This window comes from Bacteroides luhongzhouii, assembly GCF_009193295.2.
In the GTDB taxonomy this organism is placed as follows: Bacteria; Bacteroidota; Bacteroidia; order Bacteroidales; family Bacteroidaceae; genus Bacteroides; species Bacteroides luhongzhouii.
Genome location: NZ_CP059973.1, coordinates 1,792,325 through 1,809,793 on the forward strand (window position 1 = coordinate 1,792,325; position 17,469 = coordinate 1,809,793).

Consider the following 17,469-nt stretch of genomic DNA (forward strand, 5'->3'; position numbering starts at 1 on the left):
GGTATATTTAATAAAATTATATCAATGAGAGGAATTGCAGGAATATACTTTATCTTCTTTTGTCTACTTTCCGTTTCGGCACAGAAATTTGATCCTAAACAAGGGTATGAAATTCATACTGTAAATGGATTGGTATTAGATAATCAAGAAAGCTACAGTCCGAATTCAAATATTTTTATAGCTAAACGTGAATCTAACAAAGGTTCACAAGTCTGGAATTTGCGTCCGACAGGAAGAGAGGGGTATTATAGTATTGTAAGCCCGCTTACTGAAATGGGGATAGACAATGCAGGACTCGGAGAAAAAGAAGGAGCTATTATTCAATGGGATGCGGATGTAAAAAACTTAAATCAGCAATGGAAAGTGACTAAACTCGATAACGGGAATTATACGTTTTCCAGTGCTACTAGTGGTTATTGTCTAGGGTTCTCAGGGGCAGGTCTTGTGGGAGAACCTGTATTTCAGGTAGAACCGGATGATGCAAAAAGCAATCAGCAATGGAAAATAGTAGAGTCTTCTATGAAAATAGAGCCTGCTCCATTGAAGACTGAAAGCGATAACGACTGGGAAAATGAACGTATCTTTGCCATAAACAAAGAGGATGGGCGTTCTACATTTATTCCATTTGTCAATACGGAGGAGATGAAGAAAGACCCCATTTATCAGTATCCCTGGGAACGTACTAACTCGTCGCGTTACTTCTTGTTGAATGGGAATTGGAAGTTCAGTTGGGTGAAACAGCCTTCTGAACGTCCGAAGAATTTCTATCAGCTTGACTATGATGTGTCTGACTGGAAAGAAATACCTGTTCCGTCCAATTGGGAAATGCATGGATATGGGACTCCTATCTATACCAATATCGCTTATCCTATTCGTAATAATCCTCCTTTTATTCAATCCCAAAGGAAATATACAATAGAGAAAGAACCCAATGCAGTCGGGTCTTACAGACGTGATTTCAGATTGCCGGACGAATGGACAGACAAACAAATATTTATTCATTTCGATGGCATATATAGTGCTGCGTATGTATGGATTAACGGGAAAAAGGTGGGATATACTCAAGGTGCAAATAATGATGCCGAATTTGACATTACGAAATATGTGAAACGGGGAACTAATACGGTAGCTGTAGAAGTCTATAGATGGAGTGATGGCAGCTATCTTGAAGATCAGGATATGTTCCGGATGAGCGGGATTCATCGTGATGTGTATTTGATTGCTACTCCTAAGGTTCGTCTGCGTGACATCAAATTGACTTCTGTGATAAGTGACAGGCTGGATAAAGCAGAATTAAAGGTAGAGGCTGACGTGCGTAACTATACTTTGAAAAAAACGAATGCTTTACTGCGTGTATCTTTGCTTGATACTAAGGGTATTACGGTACGCTCATTCGTTATTGGTGCAAATGGAATTGAAAGTACCAAAGAAGTGAGATGCGAGGGAAAGACAGTCATTAGAGATCCTCTTTTATGGAGTGCGGAAATGCCGAATCTCTATACCGTAAACTTTGAACTGATGGATGAAAACGGTCATGTGTTGGAGGCGACAACCCAGAAATATGGTTTCCGTAAAATAAATATGTGGAATAAGAAGGTATATATAAACAATAAGCTGACTTATTTTAAAGGGGCTAATCGACATGATACCCATCCTCAATTCGGTAAAGCTGTACCAGTGGAAAGTATGAAAGAAGATGTGTTGTTATTTAAACGATTCAATCTCAATACGCTCCGGACGAGTCATTATCCCAATGATCCCAAAATGTATGCTTTATGCGATTATTATGGTATTTATGTAATGGATGAAGCTGATCTGGAATGCCACGGAAATATGTCACTGAGCAATCTTGAAAGTTGGGAAGGTGCCTATGTTGATCGGGTGGTTCGTATGGTAGAAAGAGATAAAAATCATCCTTCTGTGATCTTCTGGTCTATGGGTAATGAGTCTGGAGGCGGGCGTAACTTCGAAGCTTCTTATAAGGCGATAAGAGCATTGGATGACAGGCTTATACACTATGAGGGGATGAATGACGTGGCAGACATCGATTCGCGCATGTACCCTTCGTTGGAAAGCATGATAGAACAAGACAAACAAGAACGGAATAAACCGTTTTTCCTTTGTGAATATGCTCATGCTATGGGAAATGCTGTAGGAAATCTGGAAGAGTATTGGGATTATATTGAAAATCATTCCAACCGTATGATTGGCGGATGTATTTGGGATTGGGTAGATCAAGGTATCAATATGCCCGGACAAGCTACTGACAGATATTATTTTGGAGGAAGTTTTGGAGATTATCCTAACGACAATGATTTCTGTTGCAATGGGCTGATTACTCCGGACCGACGTATTACTGCAAAACTATGGGAGGTGAAGAAGGTATACCAGTATATCACCTTTGATAAGAATGGGGAAAACAGCATAGGACTGCGTAATCGCTATTGTGTATATAATCTACACGATTTCAACCTCCATTATACACTGTTGAAGAATGGAGTTCCATTCAAAGAAGAAGAGTTCTCGCTACCGGACGGAAAACCGGGAGAACACAGAGCTGTACAGGTTTTATATGAACGCTATTTAACGGAAGATGCTGACTATCATATTAATTTGGAGGTAAAACTTAAAAAAGATTGTGTATGGGCAAAAGCAGGACATGTGGTGGCTACAGAGCAATTCCAGCTTAAAAAAGGTCCTGAGGAAAGCATAACTCCTATGCAGGTCGGAACTAATGATTTGATTAAGATTGTCGAAGAAAGAGATCATGGTGTATATATCCGCGGTAATATGTTTGAAGTCGTGTTCGACTCTAAAGAAGGAAAAATGACCGCTTTAAGATATCATGGTAAGAACATGATACATCAGCGCGAAGGCTGGGTTTTCAATGGGTATCGCTCTATAAATAATGATCCGCGGGAGTGGATTGCTTCACAAAAGGAACTTTCATCATTCAAATGGGAAATGGCAGAAGACAAACAATCGGTGACGGTCATCGTTCAATTAGTGGAAAAGTTCGGAAAACAAGACGTAGCTTATTCTGTCTCCTATTGCATACATGGAGACGGAAAGGTGTTTGTTGATGCTTCATTCAAAACAGGATCCGGCTTTGACTTGCCGCGTTTGGCATTGCAGAGTTTCCTGAATCCTGAATTGGAAAATATTGAATGGTATGGACGTGGACCAATAGAAAATTATCCGGATCGTAAGAACGCTGCTTATATCGGTCGGTATAAGAGTACTGTCTCGGACATGGGGGAATATTATACACGTTCTCAAACAATGGGCGGACGTACGGATACACGTTGGATTGCATTAACAGCTAACAATGGAAAAGGACTGAAGATTACTTCTACAGATGTTTTTGATTTTAGTGCTTTGCATTATACAGACAAGGATTTGTGGAATGTAAAATATGGACATGATTTAGAGGATATTCGTCGTTCCGAAGTTGTTCTCAATTTAGATTGTATACAACGAGGATTGGGCAATGCCAGCTGTGGTCCGGGACCTCGTCCGCAATATGAAATAAAGAAAGATACAGTATATCGATATTCTTTTTGGATAGAACCAATTGAATGAAAGACTGTATGATGTGATAACTTGAAAATTAAATAGTGAAATGAAAAATATAAATAGATTCTTATTGTTCTTCTTCTTAAGCAGTGTATTATTGGCTTGCTCCGAGGATGAAGGCGATTCTAGGAGTGAAACGTCATTGCCATATGCCATAATAGGGGAGAATCAGAATATGCCTTCAGGTGGTATTATTATTGCAGAATTCGATGATGCTCCGCGAGGGCAGGATATTAGTAAAATAGTTGACGCTAATGCGGACACTAAATATACTACGGGACACAACACATTTTCTATTATATGGAACGGTGACCAAAGAGCGACTGTGTCCAGTTATTCTTTAACTTCAGCTGACGAGGCTGCAGGGAAAGATCCGAAATCGTGGACTCTTTCCGGATCAAATGATAACAAGATTTGGGTTACGCTTGATTCTAAAGAAGGAGAAATTTTTGAGGAAAGAAAAGAAACGAGAGTTTTCAATATTACAAATGGTACGGCATATAAGTATTATAAGCTGGATATCAATAACAATAATGGAGGCTCCGGGACGCAGATCGCAGAGTGGACATTGAAGCAAGAGGAGGCTATTATTAATATAGATGACTTAATCGAGAAATATGGCAGTGGTTTTACGTATAGTGACTCCAATCCTATGGGGACTCAGTACGAAAATAAGCATGTGACTACAAAGGAAGATCGGGAATGGCTGGCAAATCCTGATAATGAACCGTTACTTCTTCCGGGGACACCAAGTCTGACTCAATTCAAGGAGTTTTATGTGAATCTGTATCCGTTTGGTGAACCTGTGCCGGCAGATGTGAATCAGCATGCTATTGGCGACTGTTGGGCTTTGGCTATTTTTGCGTCTTTCGCTTATCAGTGCCCGGATTTTATCAAATCTATTATCACAAAGAATGACGGTAATACATTTACTGTAAAGATGTTCGATCCTCAAGGTAAACGGGTAGATGTTTGCATCAGATCCACATTCTTGGCAGATGCTTCCGGTAACATTGGAGCTACTACGGGGAAAGGAAATGTTCCGACATGGGCTACTGTATTAGAAAAGGCTATGATGAAATGGGAAAAAATATATCAGGTAAATCCGGATATTAATGGCATAGGCGGTTATCTGGTATCGCCGATGTTTACTGGTGCAGGAGGTAGTTTCTCTTTTGGTCCCGGACAGCTAAAAGCGGCAGAACTTGAACGGGTAGCAAAAGCGTGTTTGCAACAAAGAAAAATTTCAGGAGGTGGCTTTAATGTGGGTGATTTACCGGCCGGGCCGTTGACTACAGTTACATATCATGCTTTCACACTTATGCATTCAGCTGATCCTGATGCCTTATTCTCAATGCGTAATCCATGGGGAATAGATGCGGGCAATGGAGATAAAGTTGACGGAGTCTTGAATATATATGATGACGGAGTTGTGCCTCCGACTGTTGATTTTAGTATAATTGAACCAGGCATAGCTGTCAATTATATGAAGAAAAATTTAGGAGCGTATATTCCTCCTCGATATTCATCTGCCCCTTTATATAAAGCATTACCCTATGAGGTAAGAAAATAATAAAAAGCCATCCCTGGAATAGACGAAAACAGGGATGGCTTTTTAGTTGCACGTTTACTATTCTCAAGCAAAACACTGATTTTCAATACTCATTATAAAACCTCTGGCTAATTTTGCCTAAATGAGATAAAACTAATACCTTTGCACCATATTTACTAATACAAAGAGTATGACTTATCATCATTTATCTGTCCTGGTCCATCGTCAAGCCGAAAAATATGGCGACAAGGTAGCCTTAAAATACCGTGACTATGAGACAGCTCAATGGATTCCTATTTCATGGAAGCAGTTCTCCAGAACAGTACGGCAAGCAGCTAATGCTTTCGTGGCATTGGGAGTAGAAGAACAAGAGAATATCGGTATATTTTCACAGAATAAACCTGAATGGTTCTATGTCGACTTTGGCGCGTTTGCCAATCGGGCTGTTACCATTCCGTTTTATGCAACGAGTTCACCTGCGCAGGCGCAATATATCATTAATGATGCGCAGATTCGTTTCCTTTTTGTAGGCGAGCAATACCAGTATGATGCTGCTTTCAGCATCTTTGGTTTCTGCACCTCTCTGCAACAACTGATTATCTTTGACCGTTCGGTTGTGAAAGATCCCCGTGACGTATCATCTATCTATTTTGATGAATTTATGGCGACGGGAGAGGGATTACCTCATAATGATACGGTAGAAGAACGTACGGAGCGGGCTTCTTATGATGACTTGGCAAACATTCTTTATACATCCGGTACAACGGGTGAACCGAAGGGCGTCATGCTTCATCATTCCTGTTATCTGGAACAGTTTCATACACACGATGACCGTTTGACAACAATGTCGGATAAGGATGTATCCATGAACTTCCTCCCCTTGACACACGTGTTTGAGAAAGCATGGTGTTATCTCTGTATTCATAAAGGAGTACAGATTTGTATCAATCTCCGTCCGGCGGATATTCAGACAACGATTAAGGAAATTCGTCCGACACTGATGTGTAGCGTTCCCCGTTTCTGGGAGAAAGTGTATGCAGGCGTACAAGAAAAAATAAACGAAACAACAGGGTTGAAGAAAGCACTGATGTTGGATGCTATCCGAGTAGGTAGGATTCATAATCTGGATTATCTGCGTTTGGGTAAGACTCCTCCGGTGATGAATCAACTGAAATATAAATTCTACGAAAAGACAATCTATTCTCTACTGAAAAAAACAATTGGTATTGAGAACGGTAATTTTTTCCCAACTGCCGGTGCTGCCGTACCTGATGAAATCAATGAATTCGTCCATTCAGTAGGAATCAATATGGTGGTGGGATATGGATTGACGGAATCTACGGCTACTGTATCTTGTACGCTGCCGGTTGGCTATGACATCGGTTCGGTTGGTGTCGTATTGCCGGGACTTGAAGTGAAGATCGGTGAAGACAATGAAATCCTGCTTCGGGGCAAGACGATTACCAAAGGTTATTATAAGAAAGCAGAAGCTACGGCTGCTGCCATTGAACCGGATGGCTGGTTTCATACAGGTGATGCCGGTTATTTTAAGAACGGACAGTTATTCCTAACCGAGCGCATCAAGGATTTGTTTAAAACATCGAATGGAAAGTATATCGCTCCACAAGCTTTGGAAACGAAACTGGTTATAGACCGTTATATCGACCAAATCGCTATTATTGCCGATCAGCGTAAATTTGTTTCAGCCCTGATAGTACCTGTATATGGATACGTAAAAGAGTATGCAAAAGAAAAAGGTATTGAATATAAAAATATGACTGAGTTGCTGCAACATCCGAAGATTGTAGGATTGTTCCGTGCACGGATTGATACACTCCAACAGCAGTTTGCACACTATGAGCAAATCAAACGTTTCACTTTGCTTCCCGAACCGTTCAGCATGGAACGTGGAGAATTGACTAATACGTTGAAATTGAAACGGGCGGTAGTTGCCAAGAATTATAGTGAGCAGATCGAAAAGATGTACGAAGAAAATGAGAAATAAGTGACAGACGGTGAACGTAAGTATGAAACAATAAACCGTAAATAGTAAGTCGTGAACAATAAAACGGTGAACAATCTGTGTAATAGACAGGTCTGTTCACCGTTTGTTATTTATGCGAATCAGAGTTCAACTACTGATTCGCATTATTTATTGTTTACTCGTTTTTACTTAGTATCCGAAGATCTGCTCCTGTGTCAGTTCTTCAATAGGACCTACAGCTTTCAGCTTGTCCAGTTCCAAATCTTTCTTATCTCCCAAAATGCAATACACATACGTGCGTCCTTTTACCCATTGCTTTTGGAAGTCGGCAATGTCTTTCAGTGTCATGTTCTGTATATCATTGTAGAGCTTGATACGCGGGTCTATGTTTTGGCCTAAATCCTGTGCATTGATATAACTCCAGATGATGTCACCTTTGACAATACGTTCAGTACGCAGGCGATTTGTTAATCCGTCTTTAGCCAGTTTGAAGGCAGCCTCCGATTCAGGCATATTGTTGATGATGTCATTAAATGTGGTGACGGCATCGATCATCTTGTCGTTTTGCGTTGCGATCTGTGTACGTAATATATAGGGGTACTTCAAGTAGTTCGGCGGTAGTATGCTAGCCCAAGCAGAATAAGCCAATCCACGTGTCTCACGCATTTCTTGGAAGACGATGGAGTTCATGCCACCTCCGAAATATTCATTATATAATTTGCGGGTAGGCTCGATGGCTGGATCATACTTCTTGCCGAGATTGGATATCTGCGCCATGTATATTTGTTTGGCGTCATAAGGAGCTATCAGAACTTTAGTAACAGGCGTTTCAAGATAAGAATATTCGTTTCCGGCAGGAATGTCTTTCAAGACTGCCGGAACCTGATGATACTGATTGATGGTAGCTAACAAATCTTTGCTGCTGCTTGGACCGTAGTATAAAATGCGGTGCTTGTAACTGTTCTGATTGTGAATCCGGTCTACTAACTCTTGTGGATTCATATTTGTCAGTTCCGCTTCCGTTAGCAGATTGGTGGCAGGTGATTGGGGGCCGTACATGGCATAGCTCATCAAACGGGAGAAATTCTGGCTCTGATTCAACTTGGCATCAGAACGGGCTTTCAGTATATCTCCAGCCATATTCGCATAGGCTTCTTTGTTTACTTGTGCATCTGCCAGTAGCTTCTCGAATAATTGTACGGCAGCCGGCATATTCTCATTCAGTCCGGAAAGTACGACATACGTGCGTTCGTAGCCCGGAGATACGTAGAAAGTACAAGCCAAGCGATAGAATTCACTTTTCAGTTCCTCCGGTGTCATATCCGAAGTTCCCAGATATTCGAGATAGTCAAATGCTGTTCCTAAAGCCTTGTCATGGTTGTTCCCCATGTCAAAGACATAGATCAACTGGAACAGATCATTGGCTACATTCTGCTTGTAAAGAACCGGAATATCAGATTTCGCCTTTAACTGACTCATGTCTTTCTGATAGTCAAGGAATACAGGCTCGATCGGTTTTACTGCACTTTCCTGTACTTTTACAAGGAACGGACTGGCTACATCACGATTGGTGATGATAGGAGTAATCTCCGGTTTCGTCATCTTCTTTTCGTTCGGGTCTTTTCCCTGTTTCTTGTAGATAACGGCGTAGTTATCTTCTTTCAGGTATTTGTTGGCAAATGTTACAATGTCTTCTTTGGTCAGTTTGGCCATACGGTCGATAGCGGTCACTTCGTCTTTCCAGTCTGTACCATTGATAAATGAGTTGACAAACATGTCAGCACGTCCTTCATTACTTTCCATATTTTGCAGTTCGCCGAGTTTGAAGTTGTTGATGTTGGCTTCCAACATTTTTTCGTCGAAATCGCCGGCGCGGAGCTTTTTGATTTCGCCGAGCAGTAAGTCTTTCACTTCTTCCAGCGTTTGTCCCTGTTTGGGAAGCCCTCCTAACAACAATGCCGAGTAATCCGCCAGTCCCATCGGATAGCCATAACTATTCAGCACTTTCTGCTGTTGATTCAGATCGAGGTCAATCAGTCCCGCTTTTCCGTTGTATAACACTTGGGAAACGACTTGTAGGATTTCAAAGTCTTTGTCAGACACACCGGGAAATCTCCAGGCCAGTGCAACACTTTCAGCATCCGGACCTAATACCTCTTTCACAACAGGTTGTGTGATTGGTGCTTCTTTCGCTAAGTTTAGCTTCGGAAGGTCCGGGTTGGGTTTCAGATCGCCAAAATATTTGTCAATGAGTGCAATTGTCGCATCCGGGTCTAAATCACCGGACATGCAGATTGCCATATTATTGGGTACATACCATTGTTTATAGTAATTCTTGATATTCGTGATAGAAGGATTCTTCAGGTTTTCCTGTGTACCCAACACCGTTTGCGTCCCGTAAGGATGCTTTGGGAAGAGAGAGGAGAAAATGGCTTCCTGCACTTTACTGTTATCACGGGTGAGTGACATGTTTTTCTCTTCGTATACAGCTTCCAGTTCTGTGTGAAAACCACGAATGACATTGTTTTCAAAACGATCTGCCTGAATCTTTGCCCAGTTTTCTATCTGGTTGGAAGGAATGTCTTCCTGATAAACCGTCTGGTCGTACCAGGTATAAGCATTGCTGCCGGTAGACCCGATGGCTGCCATTAATTTGTCATATTCATTAGGGATAGCGTACTTGGAGGCTTCGTAAGAAAGGCTGTCGATGGTGTGGTAGATAGCTTTACGTTTCGCTTCATCCGTAGTCTTGCGATAAATCTCGAATTGTTGTTCGATTGCATCCAATAGAGGCTTTTCTGTCGCGTAGTCTTGTGTGCCAAACTTGTCAGTGCCTTTAAACATCAGATGTTCGAAATAATGAGCAAGTCCGGTTGTTTCTGCCGGGTCATTCTTTCCGCCTACCCTTACTGCGATAAATGTTTGTATGCGCGGAGTTTCCTTGTTTACGGTGAGGTAAACTTTTAGTCCGTTGTCCAGTGTGTAAATGCGGGCTTTTAGCGGGTCATTGGGCACTGTTTCGTAGCTATACTTTTTTTGTGAGTTACAACTGCAAATCACTACTGCCAGGAAGAGTGATAAGCAAGAAAGTTTCAGTAGTTTGTTCATAATATGACAACATTTTAATAACAAAAACAAAGGTAGCAGATTTTTGCTTATCTTTGTCCCCTGATATCTGAAATTTGTAAATAATAAAATTGTAAATCAAATGATTACTATTGAACAACTTAAAGACGTGAAAGAGCGCACTGATGCGCTGAGGAGGTATCTTTGACATCGACGGGAAGAAAATTCAAGTCGAAGAAGAGCAATTAAGAACACAAGCTCCGGGATTTTGGGATGACCAGAAGAGGGCTGAAGCTCAAATGAAACTGGTGAAAGACCTGCAAAAGTGGATTGAAGGCTACAACGAACTCAAGACACTGGCAGATGAACTTGAACTGGCATTTGATTTCTATAAAGAAGAACTGGTGACCGAGGAAGATGTAGACGCTGCTTACGCAAAAGCCAGTGAAGCAGTAGAGGCACTCGAACTCAAAAATATGCTTCGTGACGAAGCCGACCAGATGGATTGTGTGTTGAAAATCAATTCAGGTGCCGGTGGTACGGAAAGCCAGGACTGGGCTTCTATGCTGATGCGTATGTATCTGCGTTATGCCGAGACGAACGGTTATAAAGCTACCATTGCCAACCTTCAGGAAGGTGATGAAGCCGGAATCAAAACCTGTACTATCAATATTGAAGGTGATTTTGCATACGGTTATTTGAAGGGAGAGAACGGTGTGCACCGCCTGGTTCGTGTTTCTCCATACAATGCACAAGGTAAACGTATGACTTCCTTTGCTTCTGTATTCGTTACTCCGCTGGTGGATGACAGTATCGAGGTAAATATTTTGCCTGCCAATATCTCTTGGGATACATTCCGAAGTGGTGGTGCCGGTGGTCAGAATGTAAATAAGGTAGAATCCGGTGTCCGTTTGCGTTATCAGTATAAAGATCCTTATACCGGTGAGGAAGAAGAAATCTTGATTGAAAATACCGAAACCCGTGACCAGCCAAAGAACCGTGAGAATGCAATGCGTCAACTACGTTCCATCTTGTATGATAAGGAATTGCAGCATCGCATGGCAGAACAGGCGAAAGTGGAAGCCGGTAAGAAGAAGATCGAATGGGGATCCCAGATCCGTAGCTACGTATTTGATGACCGTCGCGTGAAAGATCATCGTACCAACTATCAGACTTCAGATGTGAACGGTGTGATGGATGGCAAAATAGATGGTTTTATCAAAGCTTATCTGATGGAGTTTTCTTCACAGGAATCATAAAAAATAAAATTATCAAGTGTTATTTTTGGAAAGTTAAAAGATTTGTTCTTACTTTGTTAGCGTTGAACTTAAAAGCTAACTATTATGAGTAAGGGGAAGAAAAAAGTAGCGATTAGTAAGAAAGAAGAAGAACAAGCACAGAAGGTTGTCAGAATAGTGTTCGTCTCATTAATTATTTTGGCATTGATTATGCTGATTGCATTTTCCTTTTTCGGCTGATAAGTTCACCACAAATTACACAGCCGGCCCAGATTGTTTGGCTATTGATATGATGAATATCAAATTCAATCTGTGGTAATCTGCGTAATCTGTGGTGAACTCTTTGTTTTGTAATGCATTTGTATTCTATGTAATATGAATGTAACTTTTCTGTCATTTTCCTGTATTCGATTTGTCATCTTCGTGTATCCTCACAGTTGTACTTTTGCCGTGAATTTAGTAGCATACAACTGAAATGAGTAGAATCACAACAACCGTCGTCATGCTTTTGCTGGCGACAATGGCCTTTGGACAGGCAAAAGAAGATGCCGGGGATGGCAAGAAGCTGGATAAGCAGACAATGGAATTTAAGGATTACCTGCCGGAGATTCACGGAACTATCCGGGGAAAATATGAATACCAGACAGAAACAAGTGAAAGTCGTTTTGAAGTACGTAACGCGCGCTTCAGTGTTTCGGGAAATGTACATCCGTTAGTTGCCTATAAAGCGGAAATCGACCTTTCCGACGAAGGTTCCATTAAGATGCTGGATGCGTATGCACGTGTTTTTCCGGTGAAAGACCTGAATTTTACGATCGGTCAGATGCGCGTTCCTTTCACGATAGATGCTCACCGCTCGCCACATCAGCAGTATTTTGCCAACCGTTCATTCATTGCCAAGCAAGTAGGAAATGTGCGTGATGTCGGTTTTACGGCTGGTTATACGAATAAAGACGGTTTTCCATTTATTCTTGAAGGGGGATTGTTCAATGGCTCCGGTCTGACGAATCAAAAAGAATGGCACAAAACGCTGAATTACTCCATGAAAGCGCAGTTATTGCCTAATAAGAACTGGAATCTGACACTTAGCACCCAAATGATAAAACCGGAAAATGTGCGGATTAATATGTACGATGCCGGTATCTATTATCAGAATGACCGTTTTCATATTGAGGCGGAATATTTATATAAAATGTACGGCCACGAAGCGTTTAAAGATGTTCATGCGGTAAATAGTTTTATTAATTACGATTTACCATTGAAGAAAGTATTCAATAAAATCTCTTTTCTGGCTCGCTATGATATGATGACCGATCATAGTGATGGTAAGATGGATGAAACGACAAAAGCTCTGATTATAAATGATTATGCCCGCCATCGTGTGACGGGTGGAATCACATTAAGTCTTTCCAAAGCTTTCATTGCCGACCTTCGATTGAACTTCGAGAAATATTTCTATAAGAACTCCGGTGTCCCTAAAGAATCAGAACGGGACAAAATCGTGATTGAATTCATGACGAGATTCTAAAATAAATTGAGACTTGAAAATTGATAATTAAGAATTGTAGTTTTCTGATACATGATGTGAGGTATCAAACGATCATTTTTTTATTCTCAATATTCATTTTTTAATTTATCTTTGTGCCATGGCACAGGAAATAGAACGTAAATTTTTAGTTATCGGTGAATTTAAGTCTTCGGCTTTTGCGCAAAGTCACATTGTACAGGGGTATATCAGTAGTGCTCGCGGGCGTACTGTCAGGGTTCGTATTCGGGATGAAAAAGGTTATCTGACGATAAAGGGAGCCTCTAATGCTTCCGGTACCAGTCGTTATGAATGGGAAAAGGAACTGGCCTTATCAGAAGCAGAAGAATTGATGAGGCTTTGCGAACCGGGGATTATTGACAAGACCCGTTATTTAGTACGTAGTGGCAAACATGTATTTGAAGTCGATGAGTTTTATGGTGAGAATGAAGGACTTATTGTGGCAGAAGTAGAGCTGGAATCGGAAGATGAGGCTTTTGTAAAACCCGACTTTATCGGTGAGGAGGTAACGGGCGATATACGCTACTATAACTCACAGTTAATGAAAAAACCGTATAAAACGTGGTGAGCGTTAACAAATAAACCGTATATTTGTTCTTATATAAAAAAGAGAGCAGTGTATGGATATGGAACAGTTGTACAGCTATGTGCCGCGTGAATTGGTTACTTTTGTTTTAGTAACCTTGTTTTCTTTATTAATCGGACTTTCGCAACGTCGAATCAGTCTGAAGCGTGAGGGTGAAACTACTCTTTTCGGAACCGACCGCACTTTTACCTTTATTGGTATACTAGGTTACTTGCTTTATATTTTAGACCCTACGGATATGCGCCTGTTTATGGGAGGCGGAGCGGTATTGGGATTGCTGTTGGGATTGAACTATTATGTAAAGCAATCGCAATTTCATGTTTTTGGTGTAACTACCATCATTATTGCCCTGATTACTTATTGTATGGCTCCTATCGTAGCTACCCAACCTTCCTGGTTTTATGTCATGGTAATTGTGACTGTGCTCCTGCTGACCGAACTTAAACATACTTTTACAGAGTTTGCGCAACGGATGAAGAATGATGAAATGATTACGTTAGCCAAGTTCTTGGCTATCAGCGGTATCATATTACCGATGCTTCCGCATAAGAATCTGATTCCGGATATTAATCTCACTCCTTATTCTATCTGGTTGGCAACAGTAGTGGTATCCGGCATTTCCTATCTCTCTTATCTATTAAAGCGATATGTATTCCATGAATCCGGAACGTTAGTTTCCGGTATTATTGGCGGATTATACAGCAGTACGGCTACGATCTCGGTACTTGCCCGTAAAAGCCGGAAAGCCTCTGAACAGGAAGCTACTGATTATGTTGCTGCCATGCTGCTGGCTGTCAGCATGATGTTTCTGCGCTTTATGATACTGATACTTATTTTCAGTAGAGAAATCTTCCTGTCTATTTATCCGTATCTGTTGACTATGGCGGTGGTGGCAGCTATTGTAGCTTGGTTTATTCACTCCCGGCAAAAACGCCCGGAAGGCCAGTCTGCTGAAACAGAAGAGGATGATAGCAGCAACCCGTTGGAATTTAAAGTTGCTTTGATTTTTGCCGTACTCTTTGTGATATTTACTTTCTTAACTCACTATACGTTGGTTTATGCGGGCACAGGTGGATTGAATCTCTTGTCTTTTGTTTCCGGTTTTAGTGATATAACTCCTTTTATATTAAACTTGTTGCAAAATACAGGTAGTGTGGCTGCATTGATAATTACTGCTTGTAGTATGCAGGCTATCATTAGCAATATAATGGTAAATATGTTCTATGCTCTATTCTTTGCAGGAAAAGGAAGTAAACTTCGTCCTTGGATTTTGGGAGGATTCGGTGTGGTAATTGCTTGTAATCTCGTTTTGTTGCTGTTCTTTTATATTTAAGAAAAGGGAGCAATTGATCGTTTTTCATTGGTCTTAGTTCTAGTAATTTTCTATTTTGTCGAATATAGTCGATAAAATAGAAGTGTTTTTATCGGCTATATTCGATAAAGTGAAATGGATAAAAAATGAAGAGTAAATTTCATTAAAAAGGAAACTTACTCTTCATTTAAATTCAAAGTGAGATATTTGTTGAATACCTTTAAGTAGTGGTATGACTTGTTACCATTTCCAGTTGTCTTTACTCTTTTCTACGTCTTTTTCTATGTCGGAAGGAAGATTAGGGAAAAAATCAATATCCGTATTAGCTTCTAACTCGTCTATGGTAACCTCATATTTAGAAAAGGGTTCTTTACTATTATAAGATTTATGCTCAAACCAATATCCTATGGCAGAGTATTTTCCATCTTTAAGGGATAACAGTGCCATAAAATAGTATTTGGGAACAGCTATATTATGAGAGCCATCAGATATATATTTTAGTATCTGGTCATCCCTAATTGTTCCCCCTTTTACTACATATAATGTATCTTTTGAATTAGTAATGCTATAGCCTTTACTTTGAACTTGTCTTTCTAAATTTAGCCAAATACCTCCGTTGAATCCATCTTGAATTTGTGGACTCATATTTGACATATAGAATGTTTTCTTGTTGGCTGCTACTGAATATTGTCTGTCTTCAGAGGCGATTAAATGTCCTCTACTGTAGCTAGAACCAGAAAAAGCTTTTTCTCCAAGTCTGTATGCTGGAGGTAATGAAAGATCTTCTGTGAAGCTCTCATGCCTTCCAACGTCTTTGTCAGAAGTGGCAGTGCTAAAAGTGCATGCGACCCAACGAGAATGCATTTTACTACAATCATACTCATAACTATAAGTAATAACCTCTTTGTTATTCTCTTTAGTGGTGTGCGTAATAAACTTATACATATTTCCGGAACGTAAAGCTGGAATTTCAATCCTGCCTGCATATCCCGAAGGCTTTTCAGGATCTGGGTCTGGATCCGGATTTGAGCTATTGCCAGCTAATTGTTTGAGTGTAAACTCTGCTTTTTCTTTCCCAGCTATGATTGTAATAATGACGTTCCGTTCAGCTCCGGTATTTGCTTTCATATATCCACTGATAGAGCCATTTCCATTGCCAGATGCTCTACTCAATGTACACCAAGTCTCACTGCTTGAAGCCTGCCATGTGCCGTCCGCTTTTACACGGATGATAAATCCGCCTCCATTTGCATTGATTTGCGTTTGGTCAATAGAGGCAATTCCTTGATTGGTATTGCCCGGATTGTCCGGAAGTTCAGGCGAATCCTGTTCACTACATGAGATTGCAGTGCTACAGGTTATGAACAGGATGAATAGTCTAAATAATGCTTTTGTCATTTCACTTCTTTAATTAGATAAATAATAGTAGGCAAATGATCGCTATATCCGTTTAGCCATACACCACCTGCTTGCGTCCGTTTAGGATATCCTTTATATTTCCCTTCTTTTTGGAACATAAAATCACGGCGGAAGATTTCATGTTTATAAAATTTCAGTGTACTGCGGTCAGTGCCCAATAAATTCCCGGTGAATACGATTTGATCGAATAAATTCCATTTGCCTTTGTACATCAGAGTTCCGTATCCTTTTTTCAAAGTATCCCACCAAGGATTGTACAAGTCTGTAGGTCCTACATCAGCAGGCTTACGTTTAGCTCCAAGTGCTACAGCCATACTTTTATCCATTGGGTCATCATTCATATCTCCCATAATGACAATTTTGGCTGCGGAGTCTTCCCTTAACAGTGAATCTTTGATAGCTCTAACCTGTTCTCCTGCGCGTTCACGTGCTGGAGAAGCGGCAGCTCTCGAAGGCCAGTGATTGACGATAAAGTGCATTTTCTCACCTGCGATATTGCCACTGGCAATCAGGAAGCCACGTGTCTTATGCACCGTATCATTGATATATACATAAGGTACGAGTTTACTATTTGTCAGTTCGAACAATTTGGGATTATAGAAGAAGGCACAGTCCACACCACGTTGGTCTTCTCCTTCGTAGTGAACATATTGGTAACCTCTGTCCGCTAAAGCCGGTTGCTTCAGTATGTCTTCCAGTACTCTGTAATTTTCGATTTCAGAAACGCCGATAATGGCGGGACCCATTGGTAACTTGTCGGTACTTAACATACTCAATATTTCCGACATGTTTTTCAGCTTAGCCTTATACTTCATCGTATTCCACTGATTAGTACCATTAGGAAGATACTCGTAGTCATTCTTGCCTTCATCATGAATGGTGTCAAACAAATTTTCCATATTGTAGAACGCTACACTGTAGAGGGCAAATTTCTTTTCTTGTCCGTAGGCCATGAGGACGAAAAGAGCGAGTACACCTAAAGTCATTAAGCTTTTTTTCATCTTTAAAATTGATTTTAAAAGTGGGTAATTTGTCATTTGTATGACAAATATCTAAAAAGAAAACGGAAAAACCACCCTTACTAGTTACTTTTTTTGCAAAAAACATTGTTATATATAAAATTCTTTGTTATTTTGCGTAACAGCTTATTTCTTTTATGTTGCAAAACGAAAGACCAATTAACATTAATA

11 protein-coding genes are annotated in these 17,469 nt (G+C 40.5%); 8 read left to right on the top strand and 3 right to left on the bottom strand.

Features of this window, described 5'->3' with window-relative positions:
- The first annotated feature begins 24 nt into the window (after positions 1-24).
- From GD631_RS06550 to GD631_RS06560, 3 genes are all read left to right on the top strand, one after another.
- Positions 25-3,582, top strand: coding sequence for a glycoside hydrolase family 2 TIM barrel-domain containing protein (locus GD631_RS06550; protein ID WP_143256888.1), 3,558 nt, complete (start codon positions 25-27; stop codon positions 3,580-3,582).
- 40 nt (positions 3,583-3,622) lie between these two features.
- Positions 3,623-5,149 (top strand): C2 family cysteine protease, encoded by a 1,527-nt coding sequence (locus GD631_RS06555; protein ID WP_143256889.1) that lies wholly within the window; start codon positions 3,623-3,625, stop codon positions 5,147-5,149.
- A gap of 169 nt (positions 5,150-5,318) precedes the next feature.
- Positions 5,319-7,133, top strand: a complete 1,815-nt coding sequence (locus GD631_RS06560; RefSeq protein WP_143256890.1) for an AMP-dependent synthetase/ligase — start codon at positions 5,319-5,321, stop codon at positions 7,131-7,133.
- Between the two features lie 168 nt (positions 7,134-7,301).
- On the opposite strand, the gene GD631_RS06565 is transcribed toward GD631_RS06560, so the two are convergent.
- Positions 7,302-10,220, bottom strand: coding sequence for a M16 family metallopeptidase (locus GD631_RS06565; protein ID WP_143256891.1), 2,919 nt, complete (start codon positions 10,218-10,220; stop codon positions 7,302-7,304).
- Between the two features lie 100 nt (positions 10,221-10,320).
- Here GD631_RS06565 and prfB point away from each other — a divergent pair.
- The 5 genes from prfB (at position 10,321) to GD631_RS06585 (ending at position 14,881) form a co-directional block, all read left to right on the top strand.
- Positions 10,321-11,437 (top strand): peptide chain release factor 2 gene (gene prfB, locus GD631_RS06570; RefSeq protein ID WP_143256892.1). Its coding sequence is split into 2 segments (ribosomal slippage): positions 10,321-10,383 and positions 10,385-11,437, totalling 1,116 coding nucleotides; the frame shifts between segments, so codons are not numbered across the junction.
- Positions 11,438-11,521: 84 nt separating this feature from the next.
- Positions 11,522-11,656: a hypothetical protein gene (locus GD631_RS22270; RefSeq protein ID WP_255435730.1), complete on the top strand. Its 135-nt coding sequence runs from the start codon at positions 11,522-11,524 to the stop codon at positions 11,654-11,656.
- Between the two features lie 235 nt (positions 11,657-11,891).
- Positions 11,892-12,944, top strand: coding sequence for a porin (locus GD631_RS06575; protein ID WP_143256893.1), 1,053 nt, complete (start codon positions 11,892-11,894; stop codon positions 12,942-12,944).
- Between the two features lie 118 nt (positions 12,945-13,062).
- Positions 13,063-13,530: a CYTH domain-containing protein gene (locus GD631_RS06580; protein ID WP_004305204.1), complete on the top strand. Its 468-nt coding sequence runs from the start codon at positions 13,063-13,065 to the stop codon at positions 13,528-13,530.
- 58 nt (positions 13,531-13,588) lie between these two features.
- Entirely contained in the window at positions 13,589-14,881 is a 1,293-nt protein-coding gene (locus GD631_RS06585; RefSeq protein WP_143257097.1) for an MgtC/SapB family protein, read from the top strand.
- Between the two features lie 219 nt (positions 14,882-15,100).
- Here GD631_RS06585 and GD631_RS06590 read toward each other — a convergent pair whose 3' ends face one another.
- Positions 15,101-16,258 carry a DNA/RNA non-specific endonuclease gene (locus GD631_RS06590; RefSeq protein ID WP_143256894.1) on the bottom strand — a complete coding sequence of 386 codons (1,158 nt, stop codon included), beginning with the start codon at positions 16,256-16,258 and terminating at the stop codon, positions 15,101-15,103.
- Positions 16,255-17,280, bottom strand: coding sequence for an endonuclease/exonuclease/phosphatase family protein (locus tag GD631_RS06595; RefSeq protein ID WP_143256895.1), 1,026 nt, complete (start codon positions 17,278-17,280; stop codon positions 16,255-16,257). Before GD631_RS06595 ends, GD631_RS06590 begins: the two co-directional genes overlap by 4 nt.
- Between the last annotated feature and the right edge of the window lie 189 nt (positions 17,281-17,469).

Bases quoted from the DNA above. Each gene is read 5' to 3' on its own strand.
- GD631_RS06575 (WP_143256893.1), top strand. From the start codon at position 11,892: ATGAGTAGAATCACAACAACCGTCGTCATGCTTTTGCTGGCGACAATG.
- GD631_RS06595 (WP_143256895.1), bottom strand. From the start codon at position 17,280: ATGAAAAAAAGCTTAATGACTTTAGGTGTACTCGCTCTTTTCGTCCTC.
- GD631_RS06590 (WP_143256894.1), bottom strand. From the start codon at position 16,258: ATGACAAAAGCATTATTTAGACTATTCATCCTGTTCATAACCTGTAGC.
- GD631_RS06555 (WP_143256889.1), top strand. From the start codon at position 3,623: ATGAAAAATATAAATAGATTCTTATTGTTCTTCTTCTTAAGCAGTGTA.
- GD631_RS06560 (WP_143256890.1), top strand. From the start codon at position 5,319: ATGACTTATCATCATTTATCTGTCCTGGTCCATCGTCAAGCCGAAAAA.
- GD631_RS06580 (WP_004305204.1), top strand. From the start codon at position 13,063: ATGGCACAGGAAATAGAACGTAAATTTTTAGTTATCGGTGAATTTAAG.
- GD631_RS22270 (WP_255435730.1), top strand. From the start codon at position 11,522: ATGAGTAAGGGGAAGAAAAAAGTAGCGATTAGTAAGAAAGAAGAAGAA.
- GD631_RS06585 (WP_143257097.1), top strand. From the start codon at position 13,589: ATGGAACAGTTGTACAGCTATGTGCCGCGTGAATTGGTTACTTTTGTT.
- GD631_RS06565 (WP_143256891.1), bottom strand. From the start codon at position 10,220: ATGAACAAACTACTGAAACTTTCTTGCTTATCACTCTTCCTGGCAGTA.
- GD631_RS06550 (WP_143256888.1), top strand. From the start codon at position 25: ATGAGAGGAATTGCAGGAATATACTTTATCTTCTTTTGTCTACTTTCC.